The sequence below is a fragment of the Paenibacillus whitsoniae genome, from assembly GCF_003955665.1.
In the GTDB taxonomy this organism is placed as follows: domain Bacteria; phylum Bacillota; class Bacilli; order Paenibacillales; family NBRC-103111; genus Paenibacillus_E; species Paenibacillus_E whitsoniae.
Genome location: NZ_RXHU01000073.1, coordinates 1 through 25365, shown reverse-complemented (window position 1 = coordinate 25365; position 25365 = coordinate 1). Strand labels below are relative to the sequence as shown.

The following is a 25365-nucleotide window of genomic DNA, read 5'->3' as shown; positions in this document are numbered from 1 at the left end:
TTATTTGCTTTGGAAATCTGCCTCAAAAGCCTGGACAGAGATGAGCTGTCATTGTGTCATTTTTTATCGAAAAAGGGTTGTTTCATCTTCCTATAAAATGACATAGTAAAACCTTAAATTCGTCCCTTTGAGCGATTTTAACACCGTGCGTATACTTGAGTAGTAAGCACAATAATTGCATCAGGAGGAAGTAAGGTGAACAAAAAACAAAGGTATGGGATGAAGGTGTACTGGCCACTTTATGTGATGGCCCTTCCGGGGATTGCCTTTCTACTTATTTTTAAATACGTACCACTTGCCGGATCTGTAATCGCTTTCAAGGATTATTCCGTATTCAAGGGCTTTATCGACAGCCCATGGGTGGGCTTGGCCAACTTCAACAAATTGTTTGATTATCCGGATTTCAACCGAGTATTTACCAACACAATGATTCTCGGTTTACTGCGAATCGTGATTGTGTTTCCGATCCCGATTGTGCTGGCCATTATGCTCAACGAAATCCGTAAATCAGCCCTGAAAAAGGGGATTCAAACAGCGCTGTATTTGCCGCATTTCTTATCGTGGGTCATCGTCGCCGGCATCGTGTTTGATTTCTTTTCCCTTCAGGGATTGTATAACATCATAACCGGATGGTTCGGGCATGAACGTTCCCTTATTATGCAAGAGAGCGCTTACTTTCGCCCTGTATACGTGCTGACGTCAATCTGGCGGGATGCAGGGTGGGGAACCGTTGTGTACATGGCTGCGATCAGCGCAATCGATCCCCAATTGTACGAATCTGCGATGATGGATGGGGCCTCGAGATACAAACAAATTCGGCTGGTTACGTTTCCGCTGCTCCTGCCAACTGTGCTTGTGCTTTTCCTCTTGGAAATTGGAAACTTTCTCGATTTGGGATTCGACCAAGTCTTTAATCTGTTAACGCCAATGACGTATAGTGTGGGGGATATTCTGGATACCTACGTGTTCCGAACAGGCATTCAGCAAGCGCAATATAGTTTTGCAACAACTGTTGGCCTATTCCAGTCTGTCATTGGATTCGTCTTGGTCTATCTCTTCAATCGATTGTCGAAAAAAGTGTCGGATGGGGGGTTGTGGTAATCATGTTTGAATCGAGAGGGGAAAAAGTATTTCGAACTGGCGTGACGGTTGTACTGATTATCCTATCCGTTATAGCCATCATACCGCTTCTGAACGTCGCTTCCACATCATTGAGTTCCAAGAGTGCAGTAGAAATGAATCTGGTCACGATTTGGCCGCAGCAATTCACGCTCTCTTCCTGGGGCTATATCATGGATCGTCCTGACTTATGGAAATCGTTCTTTCTTACGCTGAGCACCACAGTAGTTGGTACTATATTGGCCCTGCTCGTTACCGCTTTAATTGCTTATCCATTATCCAAGCCGGAATTTCGATGGGGTCCTGTGATCATGATTGGCGCAGTCATCGCCATGATTTTCAAGGCGCCGATCGTACCCTACTTTTTAACCATACGCAGCATTGGGCTGTACAACAACCCGTTGGTTTTAATCGTGCCGCATATCTTGAATCCGTTTAACCTGATCATCATGCGAACGTTTTTTAAGCAATTTCCGAAAGAGCTAGAAGAAGCGGCTCACATGGAAGGGTGCGGATACTTTCGAATGTTGTTCCAATTCGTATTGCCGCTTTCCAAGGCCGTGCTGGCTACGTTGACCTTATTCTACGGTGTTGTGTTATGGAATCAGTTTCAACATCCGCTCCTCTTTTTACAAGATCCGAACTGGTTTCCGCTTCAGATTAAAATTCGACAATTTATTACGGACGACAATGTTTTACATATAGGCAGAGCTTCGACGGCCAACCTGACTTACAATGACCAAACCTTGCGCTCAGCCACTGTTATCTTTGCCATGCTCCCGATTATCGCCGTATATCCATTTCTTCAAAAATATTTTGTCAAGGGAGCCATGTTGGGCTCTGTTAAGGGGTAAACACTGTTCGGTTTTAAGGCTAATTTAGCTTAAACATATAACACTATTACTAAGGGGGAAACAAGGCATGGCCGTCAAAAAACTATGGGTGCTGCTTGCTGTAAGCGCGCTGAGCGTATCAGCTTTATCTGCTTGCACCGACAAATCGAATGCTCCAACTGCATCTCCATCAGCCGCAGCGCAACAAAATCAAAGCACGTCGCCCAAAGCAGAGGAAATCGTCGATCTTGAGGTGTGGTATACGAACGTGGGCTTCAAACCGATCTCTAAAGGCAGCAAAACGTATGAGTTTTATAAGAATTTGCTCGGCGTCGGCGTCATTCATCCTTACGTGGAATGGAACGGCGGCACCACGTACCTGGAGCAATTGAATCTTAAAATAGCAGCCAACGAAATGCCGGATCTGTTCCTGCCTGTTCAAGGTATTGAAAGCAATTTGGCCAAGAATGGAGCGATTGCCGATTTAACGGAACTGCTCCCGAAATATGCGCCAAACTTGTGGAATCTGATACCGAAAGATGTGTGGGACGTCGTCAAAGCGAACGATCCAACGGGTCAGGGAAAAATTTACTATATTCCAAGCATCGTTGATTATGAAAGAGAAGCGGGCCTCATTCGCAAAGATTGGCTCGACAAGCTCGGATTACAAATGCCTAAAACGCAAGATGACTACGTAAAGGTGCTCGAGGCATTCCGGGACAAGGATCCGAACGGCAACGGCAAGAAGGATGAAATTCCGACCGGTGGCCGGCAACAATTAACGTGGATGAACCATTTATTTGCTATGTACGGGGTCGCAATGTCCGGGGGCAAGCAAGATTGGGATATCTATGACGGTAAGTTAACGTATTCCGCCGTAACGCCGAACATGAAAGCAGCTTTGGAATTCGCGGCAAAGCTTTACAAGGAAGGACTTATCGATAAAGAGTCCCTGCTGAACGACAAAGCGAAGTGGGAGGCGAAAATCGATACTGGCTTGGTCGGGAACTACTACCATTGGGAAGAGACTGTTTTCGAGCGCCTCGAGCCGATCTATAAGAATACCGGTGTGAAAGGTGATTTTTCTGTACTTCCGCTTCCTCAAGCCCCAGGCTTTCAAGGCTATTATTCCATCAGGAAAATACAGAATCCGGTTTGGGTAGTTAAAAACACGAAAGACCAAAAGAAATTGATGGCTGTCTTGAAATTGCTGAACAACATGTACGATAAGAAAAATTGGAATGCGCTTTATCTGGGCGTAGACGGTATGCATTCCACGACGAAGGACGGCAAATCCGTAAGACTGCCGCAAGATAAAAGCACACAGGAAAATCTTCCGCTCGTGCCATATGAAGACATAGCAACGGCAGACTTCTCCGGTCAATTGCTGAAGAGCACGGCTTCCGACGATCGGATGTGGGCGATTGATCAAGGTATCCGAAACATTACGGAGGCCCAAAAATACGCCAAAGTCATCGCGGGCGACGGCATGCCAGCCAGCGTCTACGATAATTATCCTGACATCAATAACCGTACTTTATTTGTGGAATACGCATCTAAAATCATTCTCGGTGAGTACCCAATCAGCAAATTCGACGAGTTCGTTGACAAGTGGAACAAGTCCGGCGGCGAAGAAGTCACCAAACGCGCTAGAGAGTGGTACGCAAAGGTGAAGAAGTAAAGGAAGGGACACGCTAGCAGAAGATCTATTCCGTTCGACACGCATGACCAGCTTGCCATCGGCACAGCCGGGGATGCGGTCGAAGCGGGGTAGTGCTGGCGATTGCCCCATTTGACGTCATATGAAGGAGAACTGGCAATGACAGAAATTCGATTGGTGGCGGCGGAGGAAATGGAAGCTGCGGTCCGCGGGTCGGACGCCGTCTTCCGCGATGCGGAACAAACGTCGATGGGGATTGCTTTTCCAGCCGTTTTTTCGGCGGCTTTCTCGCAATCGTTCGGTGCTTATGAAGAAGGCAAACTCGTTTCATTCATGGGGCTTGTCCCGGCTGATCTGCGCATCGGCGCCGCACGGGTGCCAATGTTTTCGATTGGCTCGGTCTTTACGCTGCCGGCGTTTCGCGGCCATGGGTACGCCGGCGACCTGCTGCAAGCGGCCAAAGCGCATATTCGCGCGTCCGGTGGGGTTCTCGTTTACATTTCCGGCGAACGCTCGCTATATATGCGCAATCAGTGCCACCTGTTTGGCGCGATCAATCGCTACACGATCGGACCGGAGCATGGGGAGCAGCTGCTTCAAGCCGGAGCCGGATTCGCTATTCGCGAGCTGTCGCTGACGGATTGGCTTCATGTGGCCGAACTAGCTGCTGCGCGTCTTGTCGCCTACGAACAAAGCGTGCGCGAGCTCGCTGAGTTGATCGCAAGTGAAGCGTACGCAAGCTGCCTGAAGCTGCGCCATCGCACGCTTGTCGCGACGCAAGGCGGCCGCATGGTCGCATTCGCCGTTGTGGCGACGCCGGATGCACGCGGCAGCGGGCGAACGCCTTTCGCTGTCGAATGGGCGGGCGCTGCCGACGCTTTGGCCGCGTTGTTCGGCAATGCCGTCGTTGCGTACGGCTTGCCGCAGCTCGATGTGCCGGTCGCCTGGCACGAGCAGGCCCTGATAGAAGCGCTCTCGAGCGTGCCGTCCACTGCGTGCCGGAATCTCGGCACGATCTACGTCGCTGACGCGGAGCGGCTGTTCGCGTTGCTGGAGCCGTACTGGCATGCGAACACCGCCAGTGCTTTGCCACGCATCCGCACGCTGGCGGATCACCGCTATGGGCTGACGGCGGCAGACGGCCAGACGTTCGAGCTTGATTCCGAAGCGCTGGTTTCGCTGCTGTTCGATCCAATGCCCTCGCTGCCTGATGCGCAGGCAGCACGAGCTGCGCTGCACGATCTGTTCCCTGTGCCGCTGCCCTACGCCGGCGGGTTGAATTATGTCTGATCGATTGTAAGAAGGGGGGTGATTACGCACGATAAAGCTTTGCCTCTAGAGCATGCAGCCAATGATAGCCCGCAGGATTGATCTGTACGGATGTGCATCGGAAAAGTGAGCATGGAAATTTCGAATTAACAGGAGGTAAGTTTATGATGAGAAGGTTACTGTCAGCCCTATTTACGTTCTGTCTGTTGTTGTCCTTAAGTAGTATAGCTGCTGCTGGAGCTCCAGCGGACTTCAAGGTTGTCGGTTATGTTTTCTCAAGTGCTGATGTGAACGCGGTTCCCTACGCGAAGGTAACGCATATTAATTACGCCTTTGCTCGTCCTACGGCAACCGGAGGATTTAATATTGATAATCCTACAAACTTTGCTTCGCTCGTTTCCAAGGCACATGATCAAGGGAAAAAGGTGTTTCTATCCATTGGCGGCGGGCAGCAATCAAGCACAGACAATTTCGCAGCTTTTGCTGCAAATGCCTCATACAGAACGGCTTTTGTGAATAATTGTATCAGTGCCATAAACCAGTACGGCCTGGATGGCATTGATGTCGACTGGGAATTCCCCGCAGGGGGTAACAATCCGGCGAATTATGCCACGTTGATCGGCCAATTGGGTACAGCTGTTCATAATGCGGGCAAGCTGCTTACGGCTGCAGTGAATGCATACGGAGCAAACGCGGATGTTATCCAGAGTTCAACATTCAGTTCTTTTGACTGGCTGAATATTATGGCTTATGACAAGGGGACGGGTGCAGCAAATTCCCCATATCAAGTTGCGGTTGACTCAATCAATTACTGGAATGTTACGCGTGGATTGGCAGCAAGTAAAATTATTTTGGGACTGCCTTTTTATAGCTCCCCTGGTTTAGTCGCCTATAAGGATTTAGTTGCTAATGATGCACAAGCTCCTAATAAGGATTCGTCTACGTATAATGGGGTAGTCGAATACTATAATGGCAAAGCGACAATTACATCCAAGACCAATCTTGCGTTAAGTAAGGGGCTCGGGGGCGTTATGGTTTGGGAATCGATGCAAGATACGACGGCCGCGGGTACATCGCTCTATTCAGCTATCAACACAGCAATGGCTGCTTATAGTGGTGGCAGCGGTGGGGGATCAACGACTTATAGTCCAATAGCAGATACTTATGTAAGAGGCGGAGCTTATGCATCTCAAAATTTTGGAACAGAAACGACGGTTGAAATTAAGGATGCCTCAGGAGATTACCAACGAGTGGGGTATGTGAAATTTACTGCAACAGGCTTGACCAATGTAACAAGTGCAAAGCTTAGACTATACGGGCTGGCCGATTCAAATGCAACCATCAATGTGTATGCCGTTGGGGACGATAGCTGGACAGAGACGGGGATTAATTTCAACAATAAGCCTGCTGTAGCCACCCTGCAGTCTACTAAGACAGTAACGTCTACATCCCAATACTATGAATTTGATGTGACCAATTTTGTCCAGTCTGAAGTAAGCTCTGGTTATCAAATATTTTCATTTGCTATAACGGGGCCCAATACAACACAAAATATAGGTGTTCATTTCAACAGCAAAGAGAATTCCGCTAACAAACCGCAATTGGTCATTACGAATTAGAGTTAAAGAAGGGGGCTGGCTTCCCTAAGCCGCCCTCCTTTTTCTTGTAAAGGCAAGTTCCCTAGACATCCTTACGATGCCACTTGCGATTATGATTGCTCGTTGCCGGGAATTTGTCTCCCTTTTTCAACGTAACGGTCTTGGGATTGTTCACGCCCATATGAACGGAATTCTCGCCGACCTCAATATAATTGCCGTCGTTAGGAACGTGGTCGCCCTCATTAAACATGGTCCACTCACCCATTCGTATCACCTCATTCGTTGGAATAACGTTCGTTATTAATGTGGCCCCGCGGCATGCGATGCATACAGGGTGATCGTTGCCAGCTTCCACCTGTGTATGGCGTTAAGAAAAACTTGAATTGTGATCCGTGATTTGCTATAGTATTCAGGTGCGAGTTTTGAAAGAGAATCCTCGCTCCTTGCTCCCTAGCTGCAGAAATGCCAGCTTACTAGGAGCCGCTTAGTCCAAAAGGAGGTGACATACATGCGCAAATATGAATTGATGTTTATCATTCGTACAGACATTGAGCAAGAAGTTGTTCAATCTACGGTAGAAAAGTTCCAAGCTATCATCTCGAACGGTGGAGGCGAAATCGCCAAAACGGATCTGATGGGCAAACGCCGTCTTGCGTATGAAATCAATAAGTTCCGTGACGGGCACTATGTGCTGGTTAACTTCAACGCAGAACCTGCTGTTGTAAGTGAGCTTGATCGCGTACTTAAGATTTCTGACGAAGTGATTCGTCACTTGATCGTTAACGACGTAGCTTAATTGCAGAACCAGATCTTCGTCAGGAGGGTGATTTCATGTTGAACCGTGTTATTCTGATCGGTCGCTTGACCCGAGATCCAGAGCTTCGCTATACACCCGCGGGTGTAGCCGTGACACAATTTACACTTGCTGTAGACCGTCCTTTCACCAGTGGTGGTTCCAAGGAACGGGAAGCGGACTTTATCCCGGTCGTGACGTGGCGGCAGCTTGCCGAGACGTGCGCGAACTATTTGCGTAAAGGCCGTTTGGCAGCGGTGGAAGGCCGAATTCAAGTGCGTAACTACGACAATAACGAAGGCAAGCGTGTTTACGTCACCGAAGTTATTGCCGATAACGTTCGTTTCTTGGAATCAGCGAACAGCGGTAACCGCGAAGAGGGCGGATATTCAGGTGCTAATGCCGGTGGAGCCAGTGGCGGAAGCTACGGCGGCGGCGGAGGCAATCGCAGCGGTGGATCGCGCGGACAGCAGGATCCTTTCATTGATGACGGAAAACCGATCGATATTTCCGATGATGACTTGCCATTCTAAAGTAGAAAGGACTGAGAAGACACAATGGCTTTCCAAAAAAGAGACAACAATGGTGACGATCGTGCAGATCGTAAATTTGCTCCTCGTGGCAAAGGCGGTAAAGGTAAACGCCGTAAGGTTTGTTACTTCACAGTAAACAAAATCAAACACATTGACTATAAAGATACGGAAACGCTGAAGAAGTTCATCTCCGAGCGTGGAAAAATTCTTCCTCGCCGCGTGACTGGCACTTCCGCGAAATACCAACGTGCACTGACAATCGCGATCAAACGCGCGCGTACAGTGGCATTGCTTCCTTACACAACGGAATAAGCTTTCAACAAGAACAGTCGGGAAACCGGCTGTTTTTTTGTTTTCTGGCAAGCATCGGATGCGCTCATTACCGAATGGTTCTGCAACTAGGAGTTTATACTTTGTTAATAAATGATTTAGAGGGATGCAATATGCTTGGTTTACAATAAGACATAAGGAAACGTTTCCCCTAATTATGGTTTCAAAGGAGAATGGACATGAAATTAAGTAAAAAAGGATTGACCGTCCTCTCGTTCACTGTCGGCGCTTGTCTCTTCGTCTCCACGGCGTTCGCTGATTCGCTGCTGGGTTCCGGCTATGACCGGCTCAAGGATTCTGCCAAGAAGACAGCTTCGATGATGGAGGGCGGCTTGGGCAACTACACGGTAGAGTCGCTTTTTACACTCAAAGATAATGATAAGATTCTCGAGCAGTCTTCTGCAACGCAGAAATTCGACACGTCCGGTAAACGGAAGGAAAACATAACGGTTTCCACAGGAAGAGACGGCAAAACGTCGACCAACTATTCGTATGAGGATTCGACAATTTCCGCATGGAAGAATAGTGTGGAAAATAAGTACTATGTGACGGAGTATCCGTCTGACTTTGGACGTCGTACGCCTGGCGAGTTCAAAAATCCTTTTAATGAAAACGGAGCCTCCGAGGTTGAAAAGATTGTCGACGCCGTCGTTGGCAACCTGAAGGATTATGTACAGGTGGAAGAGGGAGCGAACGGCAGCAAGGTATATGCGGGAAGCTTGTCCGAAGCGCAAGTACCTGCCTTGGCCAATGCGGTGGCGTCCTTCGGCTTTAAGCGCAGCCTCCACGATGATTCAGACCTTGCCGTGGTTCAGAGCGATATTTTTGTGAAAAAGGTGGTAGGATCCGCTGTTGAGAACAAAGCTGGCTACCTAGAGAACGTGACTGGTGATATTACGTTATCAGGGAAAGACAAAAATGGCGTGCAGCATGAACTGACGCTGAATGTGGTAGCCAAACTCTCGAACGTCGGCTCGACGACTGTCGTTAAACCGGATTTAACGGGTGCCGAGGTGCAAAAAGCGAACTACAACGGCCTCAGCAGCAAATATGTCGGTACCTACAAAAACAACATCATTATGGAGAAAGACGGCAAGTTCGTTAAAATTGGCGAACGTACCCTTCAAATTACGAATATCGATGGGGACAAAGTAAAAGGCACTTTTGCAGAAACGGTACTTCCAGGCTTCGAGAAAGATTATCCGGACAAGGATCAGTTCAGCTTCGAGTACACACTGTCCCAGATGAATCAGGCGTTTACATACACGAACGCCAAAGGTGAGACGAAAAATGGCATGATCCACCCAAGCGGCACAGGCAAAGTTTACGTCGAGCTTAACCTGGAGATGAAAGGCAACAATTCGTACCGATCCGAAATGAAGCCTTTCTACGATAATGAGTTTAATCGCGCATTTGAATAAGCAAGGAAGCGTCAGGAGGCTGCGATAAGCAGCTTCCTGCGTATTTGTGAGGAGGGTGCAAGTTGACCGTCAAGGCGATAGAAGTTAGCGCATTAACCAAGTCGTTCAAGAACGGCCGGGGTATCAGCGATTTGAATTTAGATGTAGATCAAGGCGATGTGTACGGCTTTCTTGGGCCCAATGGTGCAGGGAAAACGACTGCGATGAAGATGATCACCGGGCTGATGAAGCCGGATCGCGGCGATGTGAAAATTTTTGGCGCGAGCGTTACGGAAGATTATGTTGGGGCGATGAAGCATGTCGGCTGTGTCATTGAGACAGCGGAGTCGTATCCGTATTTAACGGCGAATGAGAATCTCAAGCTGTTTGCGCGTTACTATCCGGAAGTCGATCAGCGAAGAATTGATGAATGCCTGGAGATTACGGGCATCTTGAAATATAAAAACGAGAGGTCCCAGAAGTTCTCACTCGGGATGAAGCAGCGCTTAGGGATTGCCGCGGCCATTCTGTCGAAGCCCAAGCTGCTGATTCTGGACGAGCCGCTCAACGGGCTGGATGTCGAAGGGATGCTGGACATGCGGAAGCTGATTAAGCAGTTGTCCGCTGAAGGAACAACGTTCTTCATTTCCAGTCACTTGATTCACGATGTAGAGCTGACCTGCACCCGCATCGGCATCATTTATGGCGGCAAGCTGGTGAACGTGGAGTATACAAGCAACATTCTTTCGTATTACTCATCGCTCGAGAATTATTTTGTAAGCGAGGTGGATCGCAATGGTCGGGTTTAAAGCCGCATTCCTCAATGAAGGGGTGAAGCTGCGTAAAAAGAAAAAGCTGCTGGCGGCCGTCATTTTGTCCACGTTAGCGGTCATGATCGGGCAAATTGCTGTGACCACAATCAAGCATGGGCTGGGTTTGCGGATCGTCGGCAGTGTGGAGTTCCCGCTCGTCGTGCTTCAATTTTTCTCCTATACGATTCTGCCGCTGTTTGCGACGTTTGTGGCGATCGATATGTTCAATGGCGAAACCTCGTCGAACACGATGAAAATTACGCTGCTCAGGCCGGTGAGCCGATTCGGCGTTTTCAGCGCGAAGGTGTTGAATTTGGCGCTTTTTATCGCGGGTATGCTGCTGTTTGTGATGGTCATTTCGCTCCTGGCGGGGCTAATCTTTAACCCATCGACGGCAAGTCTCAGCGGGATTTTTAAGGTCATTCTGTCCTATATCCTAACGTTTTTCCCGGTCTTTGTGTTTGCGCTGATCGTCGTGCTCCTTGCCAATCTCATTCAGGGCGGATTAGCGGTCTTTTTCTTATCGATTCTCGTGTTTATTGCGTTTAATTTCCTGGGGATCATCTTCTCCGCGTATTCGAGTTTCTTCGTAACGTCGATGTTCGATTGGTACATGCTTTGGATCTCCGAGACGACGAATGTGTTTAAAATCTTCCGGGAAGTTCTCATTATAGCCGGATGTGGTATCATGTTATTTACAACTGGGTATTATCTGTTTGACAGGAAGGATCTATAGAGAGGCGTTAGCTATGAACTTCACAAAACGTTTTTTTACGATGAATGCGTTGGCGCTGCTGGCCACGATCGGCCTTACGCTGCTAGCTGTCGTTATCTTTATCGCTGCCTATACGCGCATGTTCGGACAAGAAGTGCAGACAAAGGAGTTCCAGCGCGCTTTCGAGGTTCGAGCGGCCATTAGCGATATTCAGCAGCGAGCGCAAGCGTTGAGCTTCGATCAACTGCTCGACAAGCAGTATCAGACGGATCTGGCGAGGCAAATGAGCGCTTTGGGAGCCAGTGCTGTCATCGTAAAGAACCGCGAAGTGATCTATGCGACAACCAATTTCACCAAAATGGACATTGAAAAAAGCTTGATTCTCTCCAGCCAGCCATCGGGTCCGAGTACGCTCGAGCTGCATGGGGATAATTATCAGCTGGCCCGCGTTGATTACAAGCTGCCATTGGGCGAAGCCGGGGTGCTTCTGCTGTTGGCGCCGATCAAGATGAACACAGCATTTTTCTGGCTGCTTGGCGGGTTTACGCTCGGATTCTTCACGCTGGTGTTCCTGGCGATGAATTTCTGGGTTTCGTACCGCTTTGCCCGCGGGATCGTTTCGCCGATCTCCAGGTTGAAAGACGCAGCGAGGGCGATCAGCGAAGGCGACCTTAGCCGCGGCATTGCCGAAGAGGGCGAAGGGGAAGTACGCGAGCTGTGCCGAACGCTGGAGCTGATGCGCATCAAGCTGAAGGAATCCGTCTATTTGCAGGAAAAATATGACGATAACCGCAAGTTTCTGGTGTCCAGCATTTCACACGATTTGAAGACACCGGTAACTTCGATTAAAGGATATATCGAGGGTATTATCGACGGGGTGGCCAAGTCGCCGGAGAAGCTGGCGGAATACTTGGACATCGCCCGGTCGAAAGCGATTCTGGTCAACGCGATGATCGATGACCTGCTGCTGTACTCCAAGCTGGATCTGAACCAGCTGCCGTATCATTTTGAGAAGAGCGACGTGGTCGCCTATTTCGAGGATTGCATAGCGGATTACAGATACGAGTTTGAGAAAGCCAATGTGGCGATCGAACTTATTAATGAGCTTGAATCGCAGGTAGCGGTACGGATCGATCGGGAGCGGCTGCGCCGAGTCATTCAAAATATTTTGGACAACGCGCTCATGGTTGTAGAGAAAGACCGGGGCCGCATTGCGATCATTCTTCGCGAGACGCGGACTTCGGCGATTATAGAGATTCGAGATAATGGAAAAGGGATACCGGAAGCGAAGCTGCCTTACATCTTTGAACGCTTTTATCAAGCAGACCCTTCAAGAAAGAGCGGCAGCGGATTGGGCCTGGCCATCGCCAAGCAAATTGTGGAGGGGCATGAGGGGAAGATTTGGGCGACGAGCCAGGAGGGCGAGGGCACCCGGATCATGATTTCCCTGAAAAAGTTGTAGCGTGTGGGGAGAGTTAAGGATGAAAACAATTCTTATCGTGGAAGACGATCAAAGCATCGCCAATCTGCAGCGGGACTACCTGGAGCTGAGCGGCTACGCGGTGAAGATCGTAAACAGTGGAGAAGAGGGACTGAAGGCGCTGGAAGCGGAGACGTTCGCGTTGATTCTTCTGGATATTATGCTGCCGGATATGGACGGCTTCGAGGTGCTGCGAACGGTGCGGGAGCGGGACGATATTCCGGTGCTGCTCGTGTCGGCGCGGGCGGAGGAGATTTATAAAATCAACGGACTGGGCCTCGGCGCGGACGATTACATCACGAAGCCGTTCAGCTCCGGCGAGCTGGTCGCCCGGGTAGGGGCGCATCTCAAGAAGTTTGAGCGGATGAAAGAGCGGTTCGGTAAGGATCACGAAGGCAGCAAGCTGCAGGTGCGGGGGCTGGAGGTTCATAAAGATGCCCGCCGGGTGTTCGTGAACGGGCAAGAGGTGTTTCTCGCGCAAAAGGAGTTCGACCTGCTGCTGTTCCTGCTGCAGAACGCTAACCGGGTGTTCGGCAAAGAGGAGCTGTTCGAGCGTATCTGGGGCCTCGACAGCTTGGGGGATGCGTCTACGGTCACCGTCCACATCGCCCGCATCCGCGAGAAGATTGAGGAGACCCCGTCCAAGCCGCAATATATCGGAACGGTGTGGGGCTCGGGATATCGATTCATCGTATAAGCAGGACCACATACAGAGGGTGAGAGGCAGCCGGAGACGGCTGTTTTTTCTTATTTTCGAAGCGGCATATGGCGGCTTTGTAGGGACTTTCTTTTCTAGTCCCTTTTTGTGGTATAATTGATCATAATGTCAGGGGACATGAGGAGAGATGACGGGTGCTGAATCGGGAGAAAGAAGTTGACTTAGCCAGACGGGCCAAAGTGATTGAGTGGCTCAAGACCGAAGTTGTCGATCACGTTGCTCATCTGCTCAAAGGCATTTGGGAAGGAAGCCATGCGAAGATTCTCGATGGATTGGCGAGCTTGATTTCAAGCGGCTATATTTTAGGCAGAAGACTTGGCATTTCTTATAAACAGCTAGACGAAGCCATCGTCGAGAAAATGAAGCAGCACCGCCAAGAGGGACATCAGCTTGAGGACTGGTACGGCGACATTTCCTCGCTCGAAGAACATTTACGTAAGAGGTGAGCCCGGTTGGGGAAACGAGGTTGGCAAAGCATCATATGGAGCGCGGTAACGGTACTTTTTCTGCTATCCTTTATGACGCCTTTTATTGTATTCACATTTAGTTTTTTGCTTGTGCCGATGGTGATGCTGTTTGTCAAATCGAGTACGAAGCGCTTTATCATCAGCTATGTGGTCAGTCTGCTCGTGATCGTGCTGTTGACCCAGTGGCATAGTTGGTTTCTGATTACGCTCTCGCTGCTCATGCTCCCGACGGTGCTAGCGATGGGCACGCTGTATAAGCGGAAAGCTCCGGCCCGCTCGGTACTGACGGCGGGAATTGTCACCATCATCGCGGAGGCGCTCCTTGGCCTCGTCTGCGGCTACTTGTTCGGCTTCGATCCCGTGGCTCGGTTCAAAGATTTCATGCAGTCCAGCATCGATACGATGCCGCCTGCCATGAAAGAGCTGCTGCCGACCGATATGGAGGTCTACCTGAACTTTATCGTGCAGGTGATTCCGCTGTATTTGATTTTCTTTGCGCTGTTCTACGCGTTTGTTACGCATGGCGTCAGCCGTTGGCTGTTGAACAAATCCGGGGAAGGCATTCCCGGGCTGCGGCCGATGCGGGAGTGGATGCTGCAGAAATCGCTCGTCTGGATTTATTTGGTCGCTTTTGTGCTGGATATGTTTACGACGCCGGATGCCAGCTCGCTCATTTCGACGCTGCTCATGAACGCGATGCCGCTCTTGATGCTGGTGTTCGCGGTGCAGGCGATCGGGTTCCTGTTCTTCGTGTCTTACGCGAATCGCTGGAAACCGGTTCTGCCGATTATCGGGATCGTAATTCTATGTGTGATGCCGCCACTCTTTCTCGTATACAGCTTATTAGGGGTATTTGATGTTGCGTTTCCAATCCGTGAGCGGTTCAAGAAAAATCTATAGGATTAGGAGCTAGTTCGAATGCCGAAGTTCCTTCTAAAGCGGTGGCACGGTCAACACATCGTGTGGATGTTCATTCTGCTTTTGTGCTTGACGATCCTCCTGTATTTGTTCAAATGGTGGCTGGGCCTGACGGCTTTCCTGCTGTGCGGGGTTATGGCATACTTCACGCTGCAAGCGGAGGCTGCGTTCCGCCGCGATTTGAATACGTATGTCGGCACGATTACGCATCGGGTCAAAAAGGCGGGCACCGAAGTGATGAGCGGCCTGCCGATCGGTATTATTTTATATAATGAGGAAAAGCGCATTGAGTGGCACAACCCGTTCGTCGCCAAAATGCTGGAGCAGGATTCGGTGATCGGGGAGCCGCTGCTGGAGTTTTTTCCGGATTTGAAAAATAAGAAGGAAAAGACCGACAAGCTCGAAATGACGATCGGCAAGCTGATTTATCAGGTGTGGCACCGTCCTGAAGAGCGGCTGCTTTTCTTCCGGGAAGTGACGGAGCAGGCGCTGCTTGCGAAAAAGTACGAGGATTCTAAGGCAGCCATCGGCATCGTGATGATGGATAACCTGGACGAGGCGACGCAGGGGCTGGACGATCAGACGCGCAGCATCATGCTCGCGAAGGTCACGGGGGAGATTACGGAGTGGGCGCAGAAGCACCAGCTGTACCTTCGCCGGACGGCGTCGGACCGTTTCCTTATTCTGATGGATCAAAAGGGGCTGCGCCAGCTCGAGCAGACACGGTTCGAAATTCTGGATGACGTGCGCGACCTCACGATCGAGAATAAGCTGCCGCTCACGCTAAGCATCGGGATCGCCTCCGGCGCCGAGCAGCTGGCAGAGCTCGGTCAGATGGCGCAGATGAGCCTTGACATGTCCTTGGGCCGCGGCGGCGACCAGGTGACGGTGAAGGTCGGGCAGCGGCTCTCCTTCTACGGCGGTCGGACGAATGCAGTCGAGAAGCGTACACGTGTTCGGGCAAGGGTCATTTCCCATGCGCTGCGCGATCTGATGAAGGACAGCGACAAGGTCATCATCATGGGCCACCGGTTCCCCGATATGGATTCCATCGGCGCCGCGATCGGCGTGCTGAAGGCCGTCCAGGTCGTGGGCAAAGAGGGGTACATCGTGCTGGAGGGCGTCAATCCTTCCATTCAAAAGGTGATGGAAACGATCGCCGCCGACGAGCGGCTGCACCGTTGGTTTATCACGCCGGAGCAGGCGATGATTATCACGACGCAGCGCTCTTTGGCTGTCGTTGTCGATACGCATAAGGCGTCGATGGTGGCGGAGCCACGGCTTCTGCAGCAGACGCATCGGGTCGTCGTCATCGACCATCACCGGCGCAGCGAGGAGTTCATTCACGATGCGACGCTCGTCTACATGGAGCCGTATGCGTCCTCGACGTGCGAGCTTGTGACCGAGCTGCTGCAGTATTTGAACGATAAGCTGTCGATGGAAGTACTCGAAGCGACGGTGCTGCTGGCGGGAATCGTCGTCGACACGAAAAGCTTCAGCTTGCGCACCGGTGCAAGAACGTTCGAGGCTGCGTCGTACTTGCGGCGGAACGGTGCGGACTCCGCGCTGATTCAGCGCCTCATGAAAGAAGATCTCGACTCGTACATTGAACGAGCCGAGGTCATGAAGCATACAGAAACGCTGTATGAGCATATCGCGCTTGCGGTAGCGGAGTCATCGCGCACCTATTCGCAGTTGATGATCGCGCAAGTTGCTGATACATTGTTGAATATGACCAATATCATGGCTTCCTTCGTGATCGCGGTGCGGCCGGACGGCCTCATCGGCATCAGCGCCCGCTCGCTCGGACAGATGAACGTGCAGGTCGTCATGGAGCGGATGGGCGGCGGCGGGCATTTGACGAATGCCGCAACGCAATTGGAAGGCACCCTCGAGGAAGCCGCAAATCGATTAAAACAAGTCCTAGCAGACATGCAGGAAGAGGAGGGACTTTTCGAATGAAAGTCGTATTTTTGAAAGATGTGAAGGGTCAAGGCAAAAAGGGCGAAATCAAAGAGGTATCTGAAGGCTACGCACAGAACTTTCTGATTGCACAAGGGCTGGCGGCTCCGGCCACGCAAGGCGCGGTGAAGACGCTGGACAATCAGAAGAAAGCGGAGCAGCGCCGCAAGGATGAAGAGAAAGCGGCCGCGCAGGCGCTCGGCGCGAAGCTTGCGGAAATGACGGTTCAGATTAAAGCGAAAGCCGGCGAGGGCGGCCGTTTGTTCGGCGCGATTCCGAGCAAGCAGATCGCCGAAGTGCTGGAGAAGCAATATAAAATTGCGCTCGACAAACGCAAAATCGTGCTCGACGAGCCGATTCGGACGCTGGGCGTCACGAAGGTTGTCGTGAAGCTGCACACCGATGTCACGTCGAGCTTGAACGTGCACGTGATTGAAGAGAAGTAAGCCGCTCGGTTGACGTCGGCTGATCGAGGAGAAGAGCCCCGGGAGGGGCTCTTTTTGCGGTGTTTGTCCCGAAGCATGCGAGCTGGTAGATAACAGCATTCGACAAAAGTAATAGATTCGAGCGCGGCGGAATGGTAGAATAGATTGTCTAAGACATAAGAAAGGCGGGCTATAAGCATGGCAGGAGATAATATGTTTATGGATCGTGTACCGCCTCAAAATATAGAAGCGGAGCAGGCCGTACTGGGTGCGATTCTCATTCACAGCGACTCCCTGATTACGGCTATGGAGCGCATCACGAGCGATGACTTCTACCGCGGGGCGCATCAGCGCATTTTTGAGGCGATTGTGGAGCTGGCGGAAGAGCAAGAACCGGTGGATCTCATCACACTCACGGCACGCTTGCAAAACAAAGCGCAGCTCGAAGAAATCGGCGGCGTCACGTACTTGTCGGAACTTGCGAACGCGGTGCCGACGGCCGCCAACATCGACTACTACGCGGCGATCGTCGAGGAAAAATCGATGCTGCGGCGGCTCATTCGCACCGCCACGCAAATCGTCTCGGATGGCTATGCCAACGAGGATAATGTGGGGTCAATGCTGAGCGAGGCGGAAGCCAAAATCCTCGAGATCTCGCAGCGCCGCAGCTCGACCGGGTTCGTCGTCATTCGCGACGTCCTCATGGAAGTCTTCGAGAAGGTCGAGACGCTCTACTCGAACAAGGGCAGCTCGACGGGCGTGCCTTCGGGCTTCATCGACCTTGACAAAATGACGTCGGGCTTTCAGCGCTCCGACCTCATCATCCTCGCCGCGCGGCCTTCCGTCGGGAAAACCGCCTTTGCGCTGAACGTTGCGCAAAATGTCGGCGTTCGCGCGAAGGAAACCGTCGCGATCTTCTCGCTCGAGATGGGCGCCGCGCAGCTCGTTCAGCGTATGGTTTGCGCCGAGGCCAACGTCGATGCGAACCGGATGCGGACGGGGATGCTGGAGGGGGACGACTGGGAGAAGCTGACGATGGCGATCGGCGCCTTGTCGGAGGCGAACATTTATATCGATGACGCCGCGCAGATTACCGTCGCCGATATTCGGGCGAAGTGCCGCCGTCTCCAGCAGGAGAAGGGGCTCGGCATGATCCTGATCGACTACCTGCAGCTCATCGCCGGCCGCGGCAAAGGCGACAACCGTCAGCAGGAAGTTTCCGAGATCTCGCGGACGCTGAAGCAGATTGCGCGTGAGCTGAACGTGCCGGTCATCGCGCTCTCGCAGCTCAGCCGGGGCGTTGAGCAGCGGCAGGACAAGCGGCCGATGATGTCCGACCTTCGGGAATCGGGTTCGATCGAGCAAGATGCCGACATCGTCGCGTTCTTATACCGGGACGATTATTATGATAAAGAATCCGAGAAGAAGAACATCATCGAGATTATCATTGCCAAGCAGCGGAACGGCCCGGTCGGGACGGTGGAGCTGGCGTTTTTGAAGCAGTTCAACAAATTCGTGAATATGGATCGCACGCATCAGGAAGCAGCCGGGCATTGACGCCGCGGCTGTTTTTGCGATGGTATTGGAGGGCGGTCGTATTGCAGGTTGTAGGCGAAGCGGTCGGCGCCGCCGCAAGATTATTGTTCCGCAGACAGGGGACGATGACATATTTCTCTCCGCCCCTGGGAACCTTAGGAAGAGATTGGGTTTGAAAGACCGCTATGCACCTGCAAGGCAACACTCGCCCAGGATTCGTGCGGGTTGGAACGTGGGCGGTGCAGTCAACCGCATCAGGGCTGCTGTTCAGCGGACAGGTTTCTGCGCGAACCGCACAATCCGGGGCTATTCGCGTGTTCAGGAAACACTTGGAACAACGCGTTTTGTTTTTGCCTAAATTCCGAACATTCATACATACCCTCTTATAATCGTTCGCATTTCATTGACTTTGCCAAGGGTGACTGCTAAACTAGATAGGGCGGAAAAACCTTGATCGAGAGGCTCTTGAGGAGTACTTGAGGGAAGCGCGTTTTCGTACAACGAAATGGATATTCTGGAAAGTAACTCCATGACGCCAGTCTAAACGCTAACGCTTCTGATAGAGCGGTGAAGGCGTTTATCTTTGTGCCGTGGGCGACTTAACTCTGAACACTTTAGTGCTTTAATGAAGTCCAACTGAGTTCTGTGGATTTACAGCCAATATGGCTTATTATGGGTGAACTGTCACCGTACGGAGGTCGTGCATTATGTCAACGGTTGTTGTTGTCGGAACGCAATGGGGAGACGAAGGAAAAGGGAAAATTACTGACTTTCTCGCGGAATCTGCTGAGGTGGTCGCTCGTTACCAAGGCGGTAACAATGCGGGCCATACGATCATTATTAGCGGGAAGAAGTATAAGCTGACGATGGTTCCTTCGGGCATTTTTTATAAGGATAAAGCTTGTGTAATCGGCAATGGCATGGTCATCAACCCGGCTGCACTTATTGAAGAAATCAATTACATTCACGATAACGGTTTTACAACGACGAATCTGCATATCAGCAACCGCGCGCATGTCATCATGCCGTATCACCTGGTGCTGGACGGTCTGGAAGAAGACCGCAAAGGCGACAGTAAAATCGGCACAACCCGCAAAGGGATCGGCCCTTGCTATATGGACAAGGCGGCTCGCAACGGCATCCGCATCGCGGATTTGATGGATCCGGAGGAGTTCGAGCTGAAACTGCGCCGCATTATGGCGGAGAAAAACGTGCTCATTCAACAGGTGTACGGCTCCGAGCCGCTTGACGTTGAGCCGATTCTGAAGCAGTACCTGGAATTTGCGGAAGTGCTTCGCCCTTACGTGAAGGACACATCCGTCATCCTGAATAACTACATTGACGAAGGCCGCCGCGTGCTGTTCGAAGGCGCGCAAGGCGTCATGCTGGACATCGACCAAGGCACATATCCGTATGTAACGTCTTCGAACCCGACGGCAGGCGGCGTATGTATCGGTTCCGGCGTAGGTCCAACGAAGATCCACAACATCATCGGGGTCGCAAAAGCGTATACGACACGTGTCGGCGACGGTCCGTTCCCAACGGAACTAAACAACGAAATCGGCGACTGGATCCGTGAAAAAGGCTTCGAATACGGCACTGTAACCGGCCGTCCGCGCCGCGTGGGCTGGTTCGACAGCGTCGTTGTGCGCCACGCTAGACGCGTGAGCGGCATCACGGGCTTGTCTTTGAACTCCATCGACGTGCTCACCGGTCTTGAGACGGTGAAGATCTGCACAGGCTACATGTACCGCGGCGAGCTGATCGAGCACTATCCGGCAAGCCTCAAAGCAATCTCCGAGTGCGAAGCGGTGTACGAAGAAATGCCGGGCTGGTCGGAAGACGTGTCTGAAGCACGCACACTGAGCGATCTGCCTGAGAATGCGCGGCACTATGTGGAGCGGGTTTCCCAGCTCACAGGCATTCCGATCGCCATCTTCTCTGTCGGCCGCAACCGCGAACAAACGAACCTGGTGCGTCCAGTTTACGCTTAATCGACAAATACGGCGGGCAGCAACCCCGTCATCTATAGCAAATCCCCCGAGCTCTTGGCAGCTTGGGGGATTTTTCTTTTGCCTGCAGGGATTTAATGGAAGGAATTTCGTCCATACTGGGAGGAGGAGCGCGTAAAAGCTTTAGGCGAAATTAGGAGTGAGCAGAGCGAATGAAATGGATGACCTGGCTGAGCAAAATCGTGATCGGCACCGTCCTTATAACGATGATTTCGATGTTTACGACGTGGTTTGTCGTAAATATGTACGTGGAGGATATTTTTCGACAATATCAGATCCCGGCATTGGGCAAAAAGATTCATTTTGGTGAATTTACATCAAGATTGGCGGAAGAGCTGAATATAGTTAAGCGTAAAGACGGGGGGAAGCAAGCTGCCCAGGGAGGAGACGCCTCTGGCGCATCGCCTGCTCCTAGTCCCAGCCCGTCCGGCGCCCAAGTGAGCCCCTCGCCAAGCCCGGCGACGAGCATGGGAAGCACACAGGGCACCGACAGCCTGGCCGCGAGTGGAAGCGGATCGGGAGTATCGCCAAACGACGACGATGCCGTCGCCGTCATGGGCCGTGCCCAAGTGGAGGATAACGAGCAGAAGAAGCAGCTGGTCATGTCGGAGCAGGATTTTACCAAGAAGAAGGACGCCTTAACCAGTGAGGATAAAATGAAAATCTTCTCCTTGGTCGTGGCGAAGCTGCCGCAGGATGAGGTGCAGAAGCTGTCTCTGCTGCTAGAGGACGGCATTACAGCCGAAGAAATGGATCAAGTGAACACGACGCTCAAAAAATATTTGTCGGACCAGGAAATGTCGCAGTTGATGGTCATTTTAAATAAATATTAGGGCTGAAGCAGCTGACCGCCGTATTTGAGGAGCGTGTCCTCCGCTTGTCGGTAGCGTGACTTTTCCACATAGACGTGGAGGACGTAGCTTGCGGCAGCAGGCGCCGGCTCGGTTCCAGCATCGGGTGGCCATTGGCTTGTCAGCTGCGCCTCCGCTTGTCCCTGATAGGCGTCAGCTTGCAGGCTTAGCACCCCTTGCTCTTTCAGCGCTTCGGTCGCGCGCATCAATTGGTCCTCCTGTGTAAACGCTGCGGCAACATTCATTTCCATGCGAATCAACACTCCTTTCAAATTTCGATCCAAGTCGACAGAGAGGGGGGATGAGGATTGGCAAATCGGCCAAAAAACCTGTCGAAATCACGGCTTCTTTTGGTGGTGGACACGAATCTATCACATGGTTGTCTAGTAACGTGTTGAAATAACCACGGAAAGTGTGTTAAATTTAACAAAAGAAAGACAACTCGATGGATATTATGTCTAATCAAGGTTAATTTATGTACCTCTGAAGTAAGGTAATTACTTCATGGATGCAAAACCGTTCAAAGGGAGAAGATCATGACAGGTTTCAGGGGAATGCGTTTTGTCATGGATCTCGTTAAGAGATTCACGCCTAAGCGAGAAAGCTTGACCGTTAATGAATCCATATCAGACGAGCAGCAGCCGGATGAGGTTTCGACATCTAAGACACTAACGGTTATCAAACGACATAAATGGTCACTTGCGCTAGGCGTCGGTGCGGTAGCGCTGGCAGGCGTTATTACGTTTACCGGACATCAGTATGTAGAAGCAGGAATGGTAAGTGTATACCATGTCATGCTGAATAACGAAGAGGTTGGCATTGTCAGTGACAGCAAGCTCATTGATGAGTATAAGAAGAATAGACTGAAAGAAGTGCAGAACAATTTTCCAAATGTACACGTTGTGCTCAAAACGGACGGGATCACCTACACGTCTGAAAGGGCTTACAACCTGAAAGCGGACGACCAGGCGGCCATTGCCAAGCTGAACGAGCTGATCGTGCCGCAGCCGGTGGGCGTAGCCCTTAAGGTTGACGGGAAAACGATCGCGATCGTGAAGGATCAGGCGACGGCGGATGATATTTTGAATAAGGTCAAGGAACCGTTTGTTTCGAAAACGAAGAATGAGAGCAAAGTTGCCGTGTTGTCGGCCAGCATGAGCGACGATATTTCAACGGCTCCGTCAGAAGTGGAGAAGTCGGAATTCGTGCAGCAGGTCGATACGACGGAAGTGCCGATCGATCCGAAGGAGCTGGCGAATCCGGAAGAGGTCGTGAAGTCGCTGCAAACGGGCGATGTCGCACCGGCGAAATATACGGTTGTGGAAGGCGACTGCGTCTCCTGCATCGCGAAGAAGCTGGGCATTACGAAGCAGTTCATCTATGATAACAACCCGGGCATTCAAGACGATAAGCTGAAAATCGGCAATCAGTTGGATGTGACGGTGCTGAAACCGACGCTATCTGTGAAAACCACGGAGAAGGTCGTGAAGAATCAGGAAATTCAATATGATACAGAGTACGTGTTGGACGATTCCATGCGAGTCGGCGAATTGAAGCCGATTTCCCCAGGGAAGAACGGTCTCAAGAAGGTCACTATTCAGGTGACGAAGGTTGACGGTCTGATGACCGACGAGCAAGTGGTGAACGAGGAAATCATCGATCAGCCTGTGACGGCGAAGGTGAAAAAAGGAACGAAAGTGATCAAAGGCGAGGGCACTGGCAAGTTTGCATGGCCTGTCATTTCGCCGAGTATCTCCAGTACATTCGGCTACCGTTGGGGCAAGCTGCACAAGGGCATCGACATTACAGGCAACCGCACGATCATGGCGGCGGATAACGGCAAAGTCATCGAAACCGGCTACAAATCGGATTATGGCAATTATATTATCATCAATCATTTGAACGGTTATGAGACGCTGTACGGTCACCTCAGTCAGATTACGACCAAGACAGGCACGATCGTGGAGAAAGGCGATAAAATCGGCATTATGGGCAGTACAGGCGATTCTACCGGCGTGCATTTGCACTTCGAAATACATAATCAGGGCAGCCTGGAAAATCCTTTAAAATATTTGAACCGTTAAGCTGCGCGAAGCGGCGTGATGAGGCAGGGTCGAACCGGACAACCCGGGGGAGACCTTGTCTCTTTTTTCATCAATATATGTTAAGATAAAGAAGGATATGTAGGGAAAAAATGGACTTGCTTGCCGATGAAGATAATTGAGGCGGTGAAACGTATGTTTGGAAAAATTCTAGTGGTTGACGATGAGCAGCCGATTGCAGATATTTTGAAATTTAATTTGGAAAAAGAGGGCTACCAGGTCATCTGTGCCTATGATGGCGGGAGCGCGGTCGAACTGGCGTTCTCCGAGCAGCCGGACCTGATTTTGCTGGATCTCATGCTGCCGGTGAAGGACGGCATGGATGTGTGCCGGGAGGTGCGTTCGAAGCTGAACACGCCGATCATTATGCTCACAGCGAAGGACACGGAGCTGGACAAGGTGTTAGGGCTTGAAATGGGCGCCGACGACTATGTGACAAAGCCCTTCGGCACACGGGAGCTGCTGGCGCGCGTGAAGGCGCATCTGCGCAGACAGACGAAGGCGCAGGCTGCGCCGCCGAGCGAATCGGATACGCAGCGCAACGGGATGCGGATCCATGGGCTTTTTATCGATAACGATATGTATATCGTGTACAAGGATGGTACGCCGCTGGACCTCACGCACAGGGAGTTCGAATTGATTCAGTACTTGGCCAAGAACTCCGGCAAAGTGATGACGCGCGAACACCTGCTGCAGGCGGTGTGGGGCTTCGAGTATTTCGGCGACGTGCGGACGGTCGACGTGACGATCCGGCGTCTGCGCGAGAAGCTGGAGACGGACCCGAGCCGTCCCGAGTACATTATGACGCGCAGAGGGCTTGGCTATTTGATGCGCAGTCCTAAGGCCGGTGGCTTCTGAGCATGAGAGGCATTCGCTTCTTCCAGTCGATCCAGGCGAAGCTGATCATTATTTACGTACTGCTCATCTTGATCGCGATGCAGCTGATCGGCGTCTATTTTTATAAGACGGTGGAGACGTATTTTAAAAATGATTTCTTGGCCTCGCGCAACAGTCAGGTAACGCTGCTCGCCGGCTTCGTCGAGTCGTACATGACCGGCGATCCCGACAGCAAGAATGCGGCGGAAGGCAAGAAAACGTACGCCGATCTGAACGAGTTTGTGAGCGGTTTATTTTCGATTAATAATGCGGAAATTCAAATTATCGATGCGAACGGGAACGTCATCTCGACGTCTGTGGCGTCGCATCTCAAGCAAAAGAATACGCAGCCGGAAGTCATCCGGGCACTGCAGGGGATTAAGGAGAATCAGCGGATTTTCACCGATGAGGACGGATACCGGAAGGTCATTATGGCCAAGCCGGTAGGCAGCGGCGTGCGCGTGCTGGGGGCGGTGTACATTATCGCTTCGATGGAGGATGTGTACAAGACGATCCGCTCCATCAACCGGATTCTGATTTCCGGCACGCTGATTGCCCTGGGGCTGACGGCGTTTCTGGGTGTGCTGCTGACGAGTACGATTACGAACCCGATCAAGGAGATTACGAAACAAGCAACGGCCGTGGCTGAAGGGAACTTCGACCAGCAGGTCGTCATTCAAGGCCGCGACGAGATCGGCCAGCTCGGACAGACGTTCAATTTCATGATGAACCGGCTGAAGGAAGCTCTTTCCCTGAATGAGGAGGAAAAGGAGAAGCTGGCGTCGATTCTGACGAATATGAACGACGGGGTCATCGCGACGGACGACCAGGGACACGTCATTGTGCTCAACCGCAGGGCGAAGCAAATCCTGCAGGTTGAGGAAGCGACGACCCTCGGCCTGCCGATCTCCGAGGTGCTTGGCATCCCGCTCGGGACGATCCGCGAGTTCACGGAG

25 protein-coding genes are annotated in these 25365 nt (G+C 51.5%); 23 read left to right on the top strand and 2 right to left on the bottom strand.

Annotated features, from left to right (window positions below):
* The first annotated feature begins 219 nt into the window (after positions 1 to 219).
* The 5 genes from EJQ19_RS22615 (at position 220) to EJQ19_RS22595 (ending at position 6500) form a co-directional block, all read left to right on the top strand.
* Complete coding sequence (locus EJQ19_RS22615) at positions 220 to 1101, top strand: ABC transporter permease (protein ID WP_126143537.1); 882 nt, start codon at positions 220 to 222, stop codon at positions 1099 to 1101.
* Between the two features lie 2 nt (positions 1102 to 1103).
* On the top strand, positions 1104 to 1973 hold the full coding sequence (locus EJQ19_RS22610; protein ID WP_126143510.1) for a carbohydrate ABC transporter permease: 870 nt from the start codon (positions 1104 to 1106) through the stop codon (positions 1971 to 1973).
* Positions 1974 to 2040: 67 nt separating this feature from the next.
* Positions 2041 to 3633: a type 2 periplasmic-binding domain-containing protein gene (locus tag EJQ19_RS22605; protein WP_126143509.1), complete on the top strand. Its 1593-nt coding sequence runs from the start codon at positions 2041 to 2043 to the stop codon at positions 3631 to 3633.
* A gap of 138 nt (positions 3634 to 3771) precedes the next feature.
* Complete coding sequence (locus tag EJQ19_RS22600; RefSeq protein ID WP_126143508.1) at positions 3772 to 4902, top strand: GNAT family N-acetyltransferase; 1131 nt, start codon at positions 3772 to 3774, stop codon at positions 4900 to 4902.
* Between the two features lie 143 nt (positions 4903 to 5045).
* Positions 5046 to 6500 (top strand): CBM96 family carbohydrate-binding protein, encoded by a 1455-nt coding sequence (locus tag EJQ19_RS22595; protein ID WP_126143507.1) that lies wholly within the window; start codon positions 5046 to 5048, stop codon positions 6498 to 6500.
* Between the two features lie 61 nt (positions 6501 to 6561).
* Here the strand turns inward: EJQ19_RS22595 and EJQ19_RS22590 are convergent, their stop codons facing one another.
* Complete coding sequence (locus EJQ19_RS22590; RefSeq protein ID WP_126143506.1) at positions 6562 to 6744, bottom strand: YjzC family protein; 183 nt, start codon at positions 6742 to 6744, stop codon at positions 6562 to 6564.
* Between the two features lie 243 nt (positions 6745 to 6987).
* On the opposite strand from EJQ19_RS22590, the gene rpsF reads away from it, so the two are divergent.
* From rpsF to EJQ19_RS22515, 15 genes are all read left to right on the top strand, one after another.
* Positions 6988 to 7275 (top strand): 30S ribosomal protein S6, encoded by a 288-nt coding sequence (gene rpsF / locus EJQ19_RS22585; RefSeq protein WP_126143505.1) that lies wholly within the window; start codon positions 6988 to 6990, stop codon positions 7273 to 7275.
* A gap of 35 nt (positions 7276 to 7310) precedes the next feature.
* On the top strand, positions 7311 to 7805 hold the full coding sequence (gene ssb, locus EJQ19_RS22580) for a single-stranded DNA-binding protein (protein ID WP_126143504.1): 495 nt from the start codon (positions 7311 to 7313) through the stop codon (positions 7803 to 7805).
* Positions 7806 to 7829: 24 nt separating this feature from the next.
* Entirely contained in the window at positions 7830 to 8117 is a 288-nt protein-coding gene (rpsR, locus tag EJQ19_RS22575; RefSeq protein WP_126143503.1) for a 30S ribosomal protein S18, read from the top strand.
* A gap of 197 nt (positions 8118 to 8314) precedes the next feature.
* On the top strand, positions 8315 to 9556 hold the full coding sequence (locus tag EJQ19_RS22570; RefSeq protein ID WP_126143502.1) for a hypothetical protein: 1242 nt from the start codon (positions 8315 to 8317) through the stop codon (positions 9554 to 9556).
* A gap of 62 nt (positions 9557 to 9618) precedes the next feature.
* Complete coding sequence (locus EJQ19_RS22565) at positions 9619 to 10344, top strand: ABC transporter ATP-binding protein (RefSeq protein ID WP_126143501.1); 726 nt, start codon at positions 9619 to 9621, stop codon at positions 10342 to 10344.
* A complete protein-coding gene (locus EJQ19_RS22560; RefSeq protein WP_126143500.1) occupies positions 10331 to 11083 on the top strand; it encodes an ABC transporter permease in 753 nt (250 codons plus the stop codon). The genes EJQ19_RS22565 and EJQ19_RS22560 overlap by 14 nt, the downstream gene beginning before the upstream one ends.
* Positions 11084 to 11096: 13 nt before the next feature.
* Positions 11097 to 12524 (top strand): sensor histidine kinase, encoded by a 1428-nt coding sequence (locus tag EJQ19_RS22555; protein ID WP_126143499.1) that lies wholly within the window; start codon positions 11097 to 11099, stop codon positions 12522 to 12524.
* A gap of 19 nt (positions 12525 to 12543) precedes the next feature.
* On the top strand, positions 12544 to 13239 hold the full coding sequence (locus tag EJQ19_RS22550; RefSeq protein ID WP_126143498.1) for a response regulator transcription factor: 696 nt from the start codon (positions 12544 to 12546) through the stop codon (positions 13237 to 13239).
* A gap of 155 nt (positions 13240 to 13394) precedes the next feature.
* Positions 13395 to 13706, top strand: a complete 312-nt coding sequence (locus tag EJQ19_RS22545; RefSeq protein WP_126143497.1) for a MazG-like family protein — start codon at positions 13395 to 13397, stop codon at positions 13704 to 13706.
* 6 nt (positions 13707 to 13712) lie between these two features.
* Positions 13713 to 14627 (top strand): DUF2232 domain-containing protein, encoded by a 915-nt coding sequence (locus EJQ19_RS22540; protein WP_241243041.1) that lies wholly within the window; start codon positions 13713 to 13715, stop codon positions 14625 to 14627.
* Between the two features lie 18 nt (positions 14628 to 14645).
* Complete coding sequence (locus EJQ19_RS22535; protein WP_126143496.1) at positions 14646 to 16607, top strand: DHH family phosphoesterase; 1962 nt, start codon at positions 14646 to 14648, stop codon at positions 16605 to 16607.
* Entirely contained in the window at positions 16604 to 17053 is a 450-nt protein-coding gene (gene rplI, locus EJQ19_RS22530; RefSeq protein ID WP_126143495.1) for a 50S ribosomal protein L9, read from the top strand. Before EJQ19_RS22535 ends, rplI begins: the two co-directional genes overlap by 4 nt.
* 192 nt (positions 17054 to 17245) lie before the next feature.
* Positions 17246 to 18589 carry a replicative DNA helicase gene (dnaB, locus tag EJQ19_RS22525; protein ID WP_241243043.1) on the top strand — a complete coding sequence of 448 codons (1344 nt, stop codon included), beginning with the start codon at positions 17246 to 17248 and terminating at the stop codon, positions 18587 to 18589.
* Positions 18590 to 19275: 686 nt separating this feature from the next.
* Positions 19276 to 20562: an adenylosuccinate synthase gene (locus tag EJQ19_RS22520; protein WP_126143493.1), complete on the top strand. Its 1287-nt coding sequence runs from the start codon at positions 19276 to 19278 to the stop codon at positions 20560 to 20562.
* 170 nt (positions 20563 to 20732) lie between these two features.
* Positions 20733 to 21413, top strand: a complete 681-nt coding sequence (locus EJQ19_RS22515) for a hypothetical protein (RefSeq protein WP_126143492.1) — start codon at positions 20733 to 20735, stop codon at positions 21411 to 21413.
* Here EJQ19_RS22515 and EJQ19_RS22510 read toward each other — a convergent pair.
* A complete protein-coding gene (locus EJQ19_RS22510; RefSeq protein WP_126143491.1) occupies positions 21410 to 21682 on the bottom strand; it encodes a hypothetical protein in 273 nt (90 codons plus the stop codon). The genes EJQ19_RS22515 and EJQ19_RS22510 overlap by 4 nt on opposite strands.
* A gap of 315 nt (positions 21683 to 21997) precedes the next feature.
* On the opposite strand from EJQ19_RS22510, the gene EJQ19_RS22505 reads away from it, so the two are divergent.
* The 3 genes from EJQ19_RS22505 to EJQ19_RS22495 form a co-directional block, all read left to right on the top strand.
* Complete coding sequence (locus EJQ19_RS22505; protein WP_206438470.1) at positions 21998 to 23515, top strand: M23 family metallopeptidase; 1518 nt, start codon at positions 21998 to 22000, stop codon at positions 23513 to 23515.
* Between the two features lie 153 nt (positions 23516 to 23668).
* Positions 23669 to 24391 carry a response regulator YycF gene (yycF, locus tag EJQ19_RS22500; protein ID WP_126143489.1) on the top strand — a complete coding sequence of 241 codons (723 nt, stop codon included), beginning with the start codon at positions 23669 to 23671 and terminating at the stop codon, positions 24389 to 24391.
* A 2-nt stretch (positions 24392 to 24393) separates the two neighbouring features.
* Positions 24394 to 25365, top strand: a 972-nt coding sequence (locus EJQ19_RS22495; protein WP_126143488.1) for a HAMP domain-containing protein, incomplete at its 3' end; no start/stop codon positions are given.

Coding starts and splice junctions, on each gene's coding strand:
- EJQ19_RS22570 (WP_126143502.1), top strand. CDS start 8,315: ATGAAATTAAGTAAAAAAGGATTGACCGTCCTCTCGTTCACTGTCGGC.
- rplI (WP_126143495.1), top strand. CDS start 16,604: ATGAAAGTCGTATTTTTGAAAGATGTGAAGGGTCAAGGCAAAAAGGGC.
- EJQ19_RS22515 (WP_126143492.1), top strand. CDS start 20,733: ATGAAATGGATGACCTGGCTGAGCAAAATCGTGATCGGCACCGTCCTT.
- EJQ19_RS22590 (WP_126143506.1), bottom strand. CDS start 6,744: ATGGGTGAGTGGACCATGTTTAATGAGGGCGACCACGTTCCTAACGAC.
- yycF (WP_126143489.1), top strand. CDS start 23,669: ATGTTTGGAAAAATTCTAGTGGTTGACGATGAGCAGCCGATTGCAGAT.
- rpsR (WP_126143503.1), top strand. CDS start 7,830: ATGGCTTTCCAAAAAAGAGACAACAATGGTGACGATCGTGCAGATCGT.
- EJQ19_RS22600 (WP_126143508.1), top strand. CDS start 3,772: ATGACAGAAATTCGATTGGTGGCGGCGGAGGAAATGGAAGCTGCGGTC.
- EJQ19_RS22595 (WP_126143507.1), top strand. CDS start 5,046: ATGATGAGAAGGTTACTGTCAGCCCTATTTACGTTCTGTCTGTTGTTG.
- EJQ19_RS22510 (WP_126143491.1), bottom strand. CDS start 21,682: ATGGAAATGAATGTTGCCGCAGCGTTTACACAGGAGGACCAATTGATG.
- rpsF (WP_126143505.1), top strand. CDS start 6,988: ATGCGCAAATATGAATTGATGTTTATCATTCGTACAGACATTGAGCAA.
- ssb (WP_126143504.1), top strand. CDS start 7,311: ATGTTGAACCGTGTTATTCTGATCGGTCGCTTGACCCGAGATCCAGAG.
- EJQ19_RS22615 (WP_126143537.1), top strand. CDS start 220: ATGAAGGTGTACTGGCCACTTTATGTGATGGCCCTTCCGGGGATTGCC.
- dnaB (WP_241243043.1), top strand. CDS start 17,246: ATGTTTATGGATCGTGTACCGCCTCAAAATATAGAAGCGGAGCAGGCC.
- EJQ19_RS22535 (WP_126143496.1), top strand. CDS start 14,646: ATGCCGAAGTTCCTTCTAAAGCGGTGGCACGGTCAACACATCGTGTGG.
- EJQ19_RS22520 (WP_126143493.1), top strand. CDS start 19,276: ATGTCAACGGTTGTTGTTGTCGGAACGCAATGGGGAGACGAAGGAAAA.
- EJQ19_RS22605 (WP_126143509.1), top strand. CDS start 2,041: ATGGCCGTCAAAAAACTATGGGTGCTGCTTGCTGTAAGCGCGCTGAGC.
- EJQ19_RS22550 (WP_126143498.1), top strand. CDS start 12,544: ATGAAAACAATTCTTATCGTGGAAGACGATCAAAGCATCGCCAATCTG.
- EJQ19_RS22555 (WP_126143499.1), top strand. CDS start 11,097: ATGAACTTCACAAAACGTTTTTTTACGATGAATGCGTTGGCGCTGCTG.
- EJQ19_RS22610 (WP_126143510.1), top strand. CDS start 1,104: ATGTTTGAATCGAGAGGGGAAAAAGTATTTCGAACTGGCGTGACGGTT.
- EJQ19_RS22560 (WP_126143500.1), top strand. CDS start 10,331: ATGGTCGGGTTTAAAGCCGCATTCCTCAATGAAGGGGTGAAGCTGCGT.
- EJQ19_RS22505 (WP_206438470.1), top strand. CDS start 21,998: ATGGATCTCGTTAAGAGATTCACGCCTAAGCGAGAAAGCTTGACCGTT.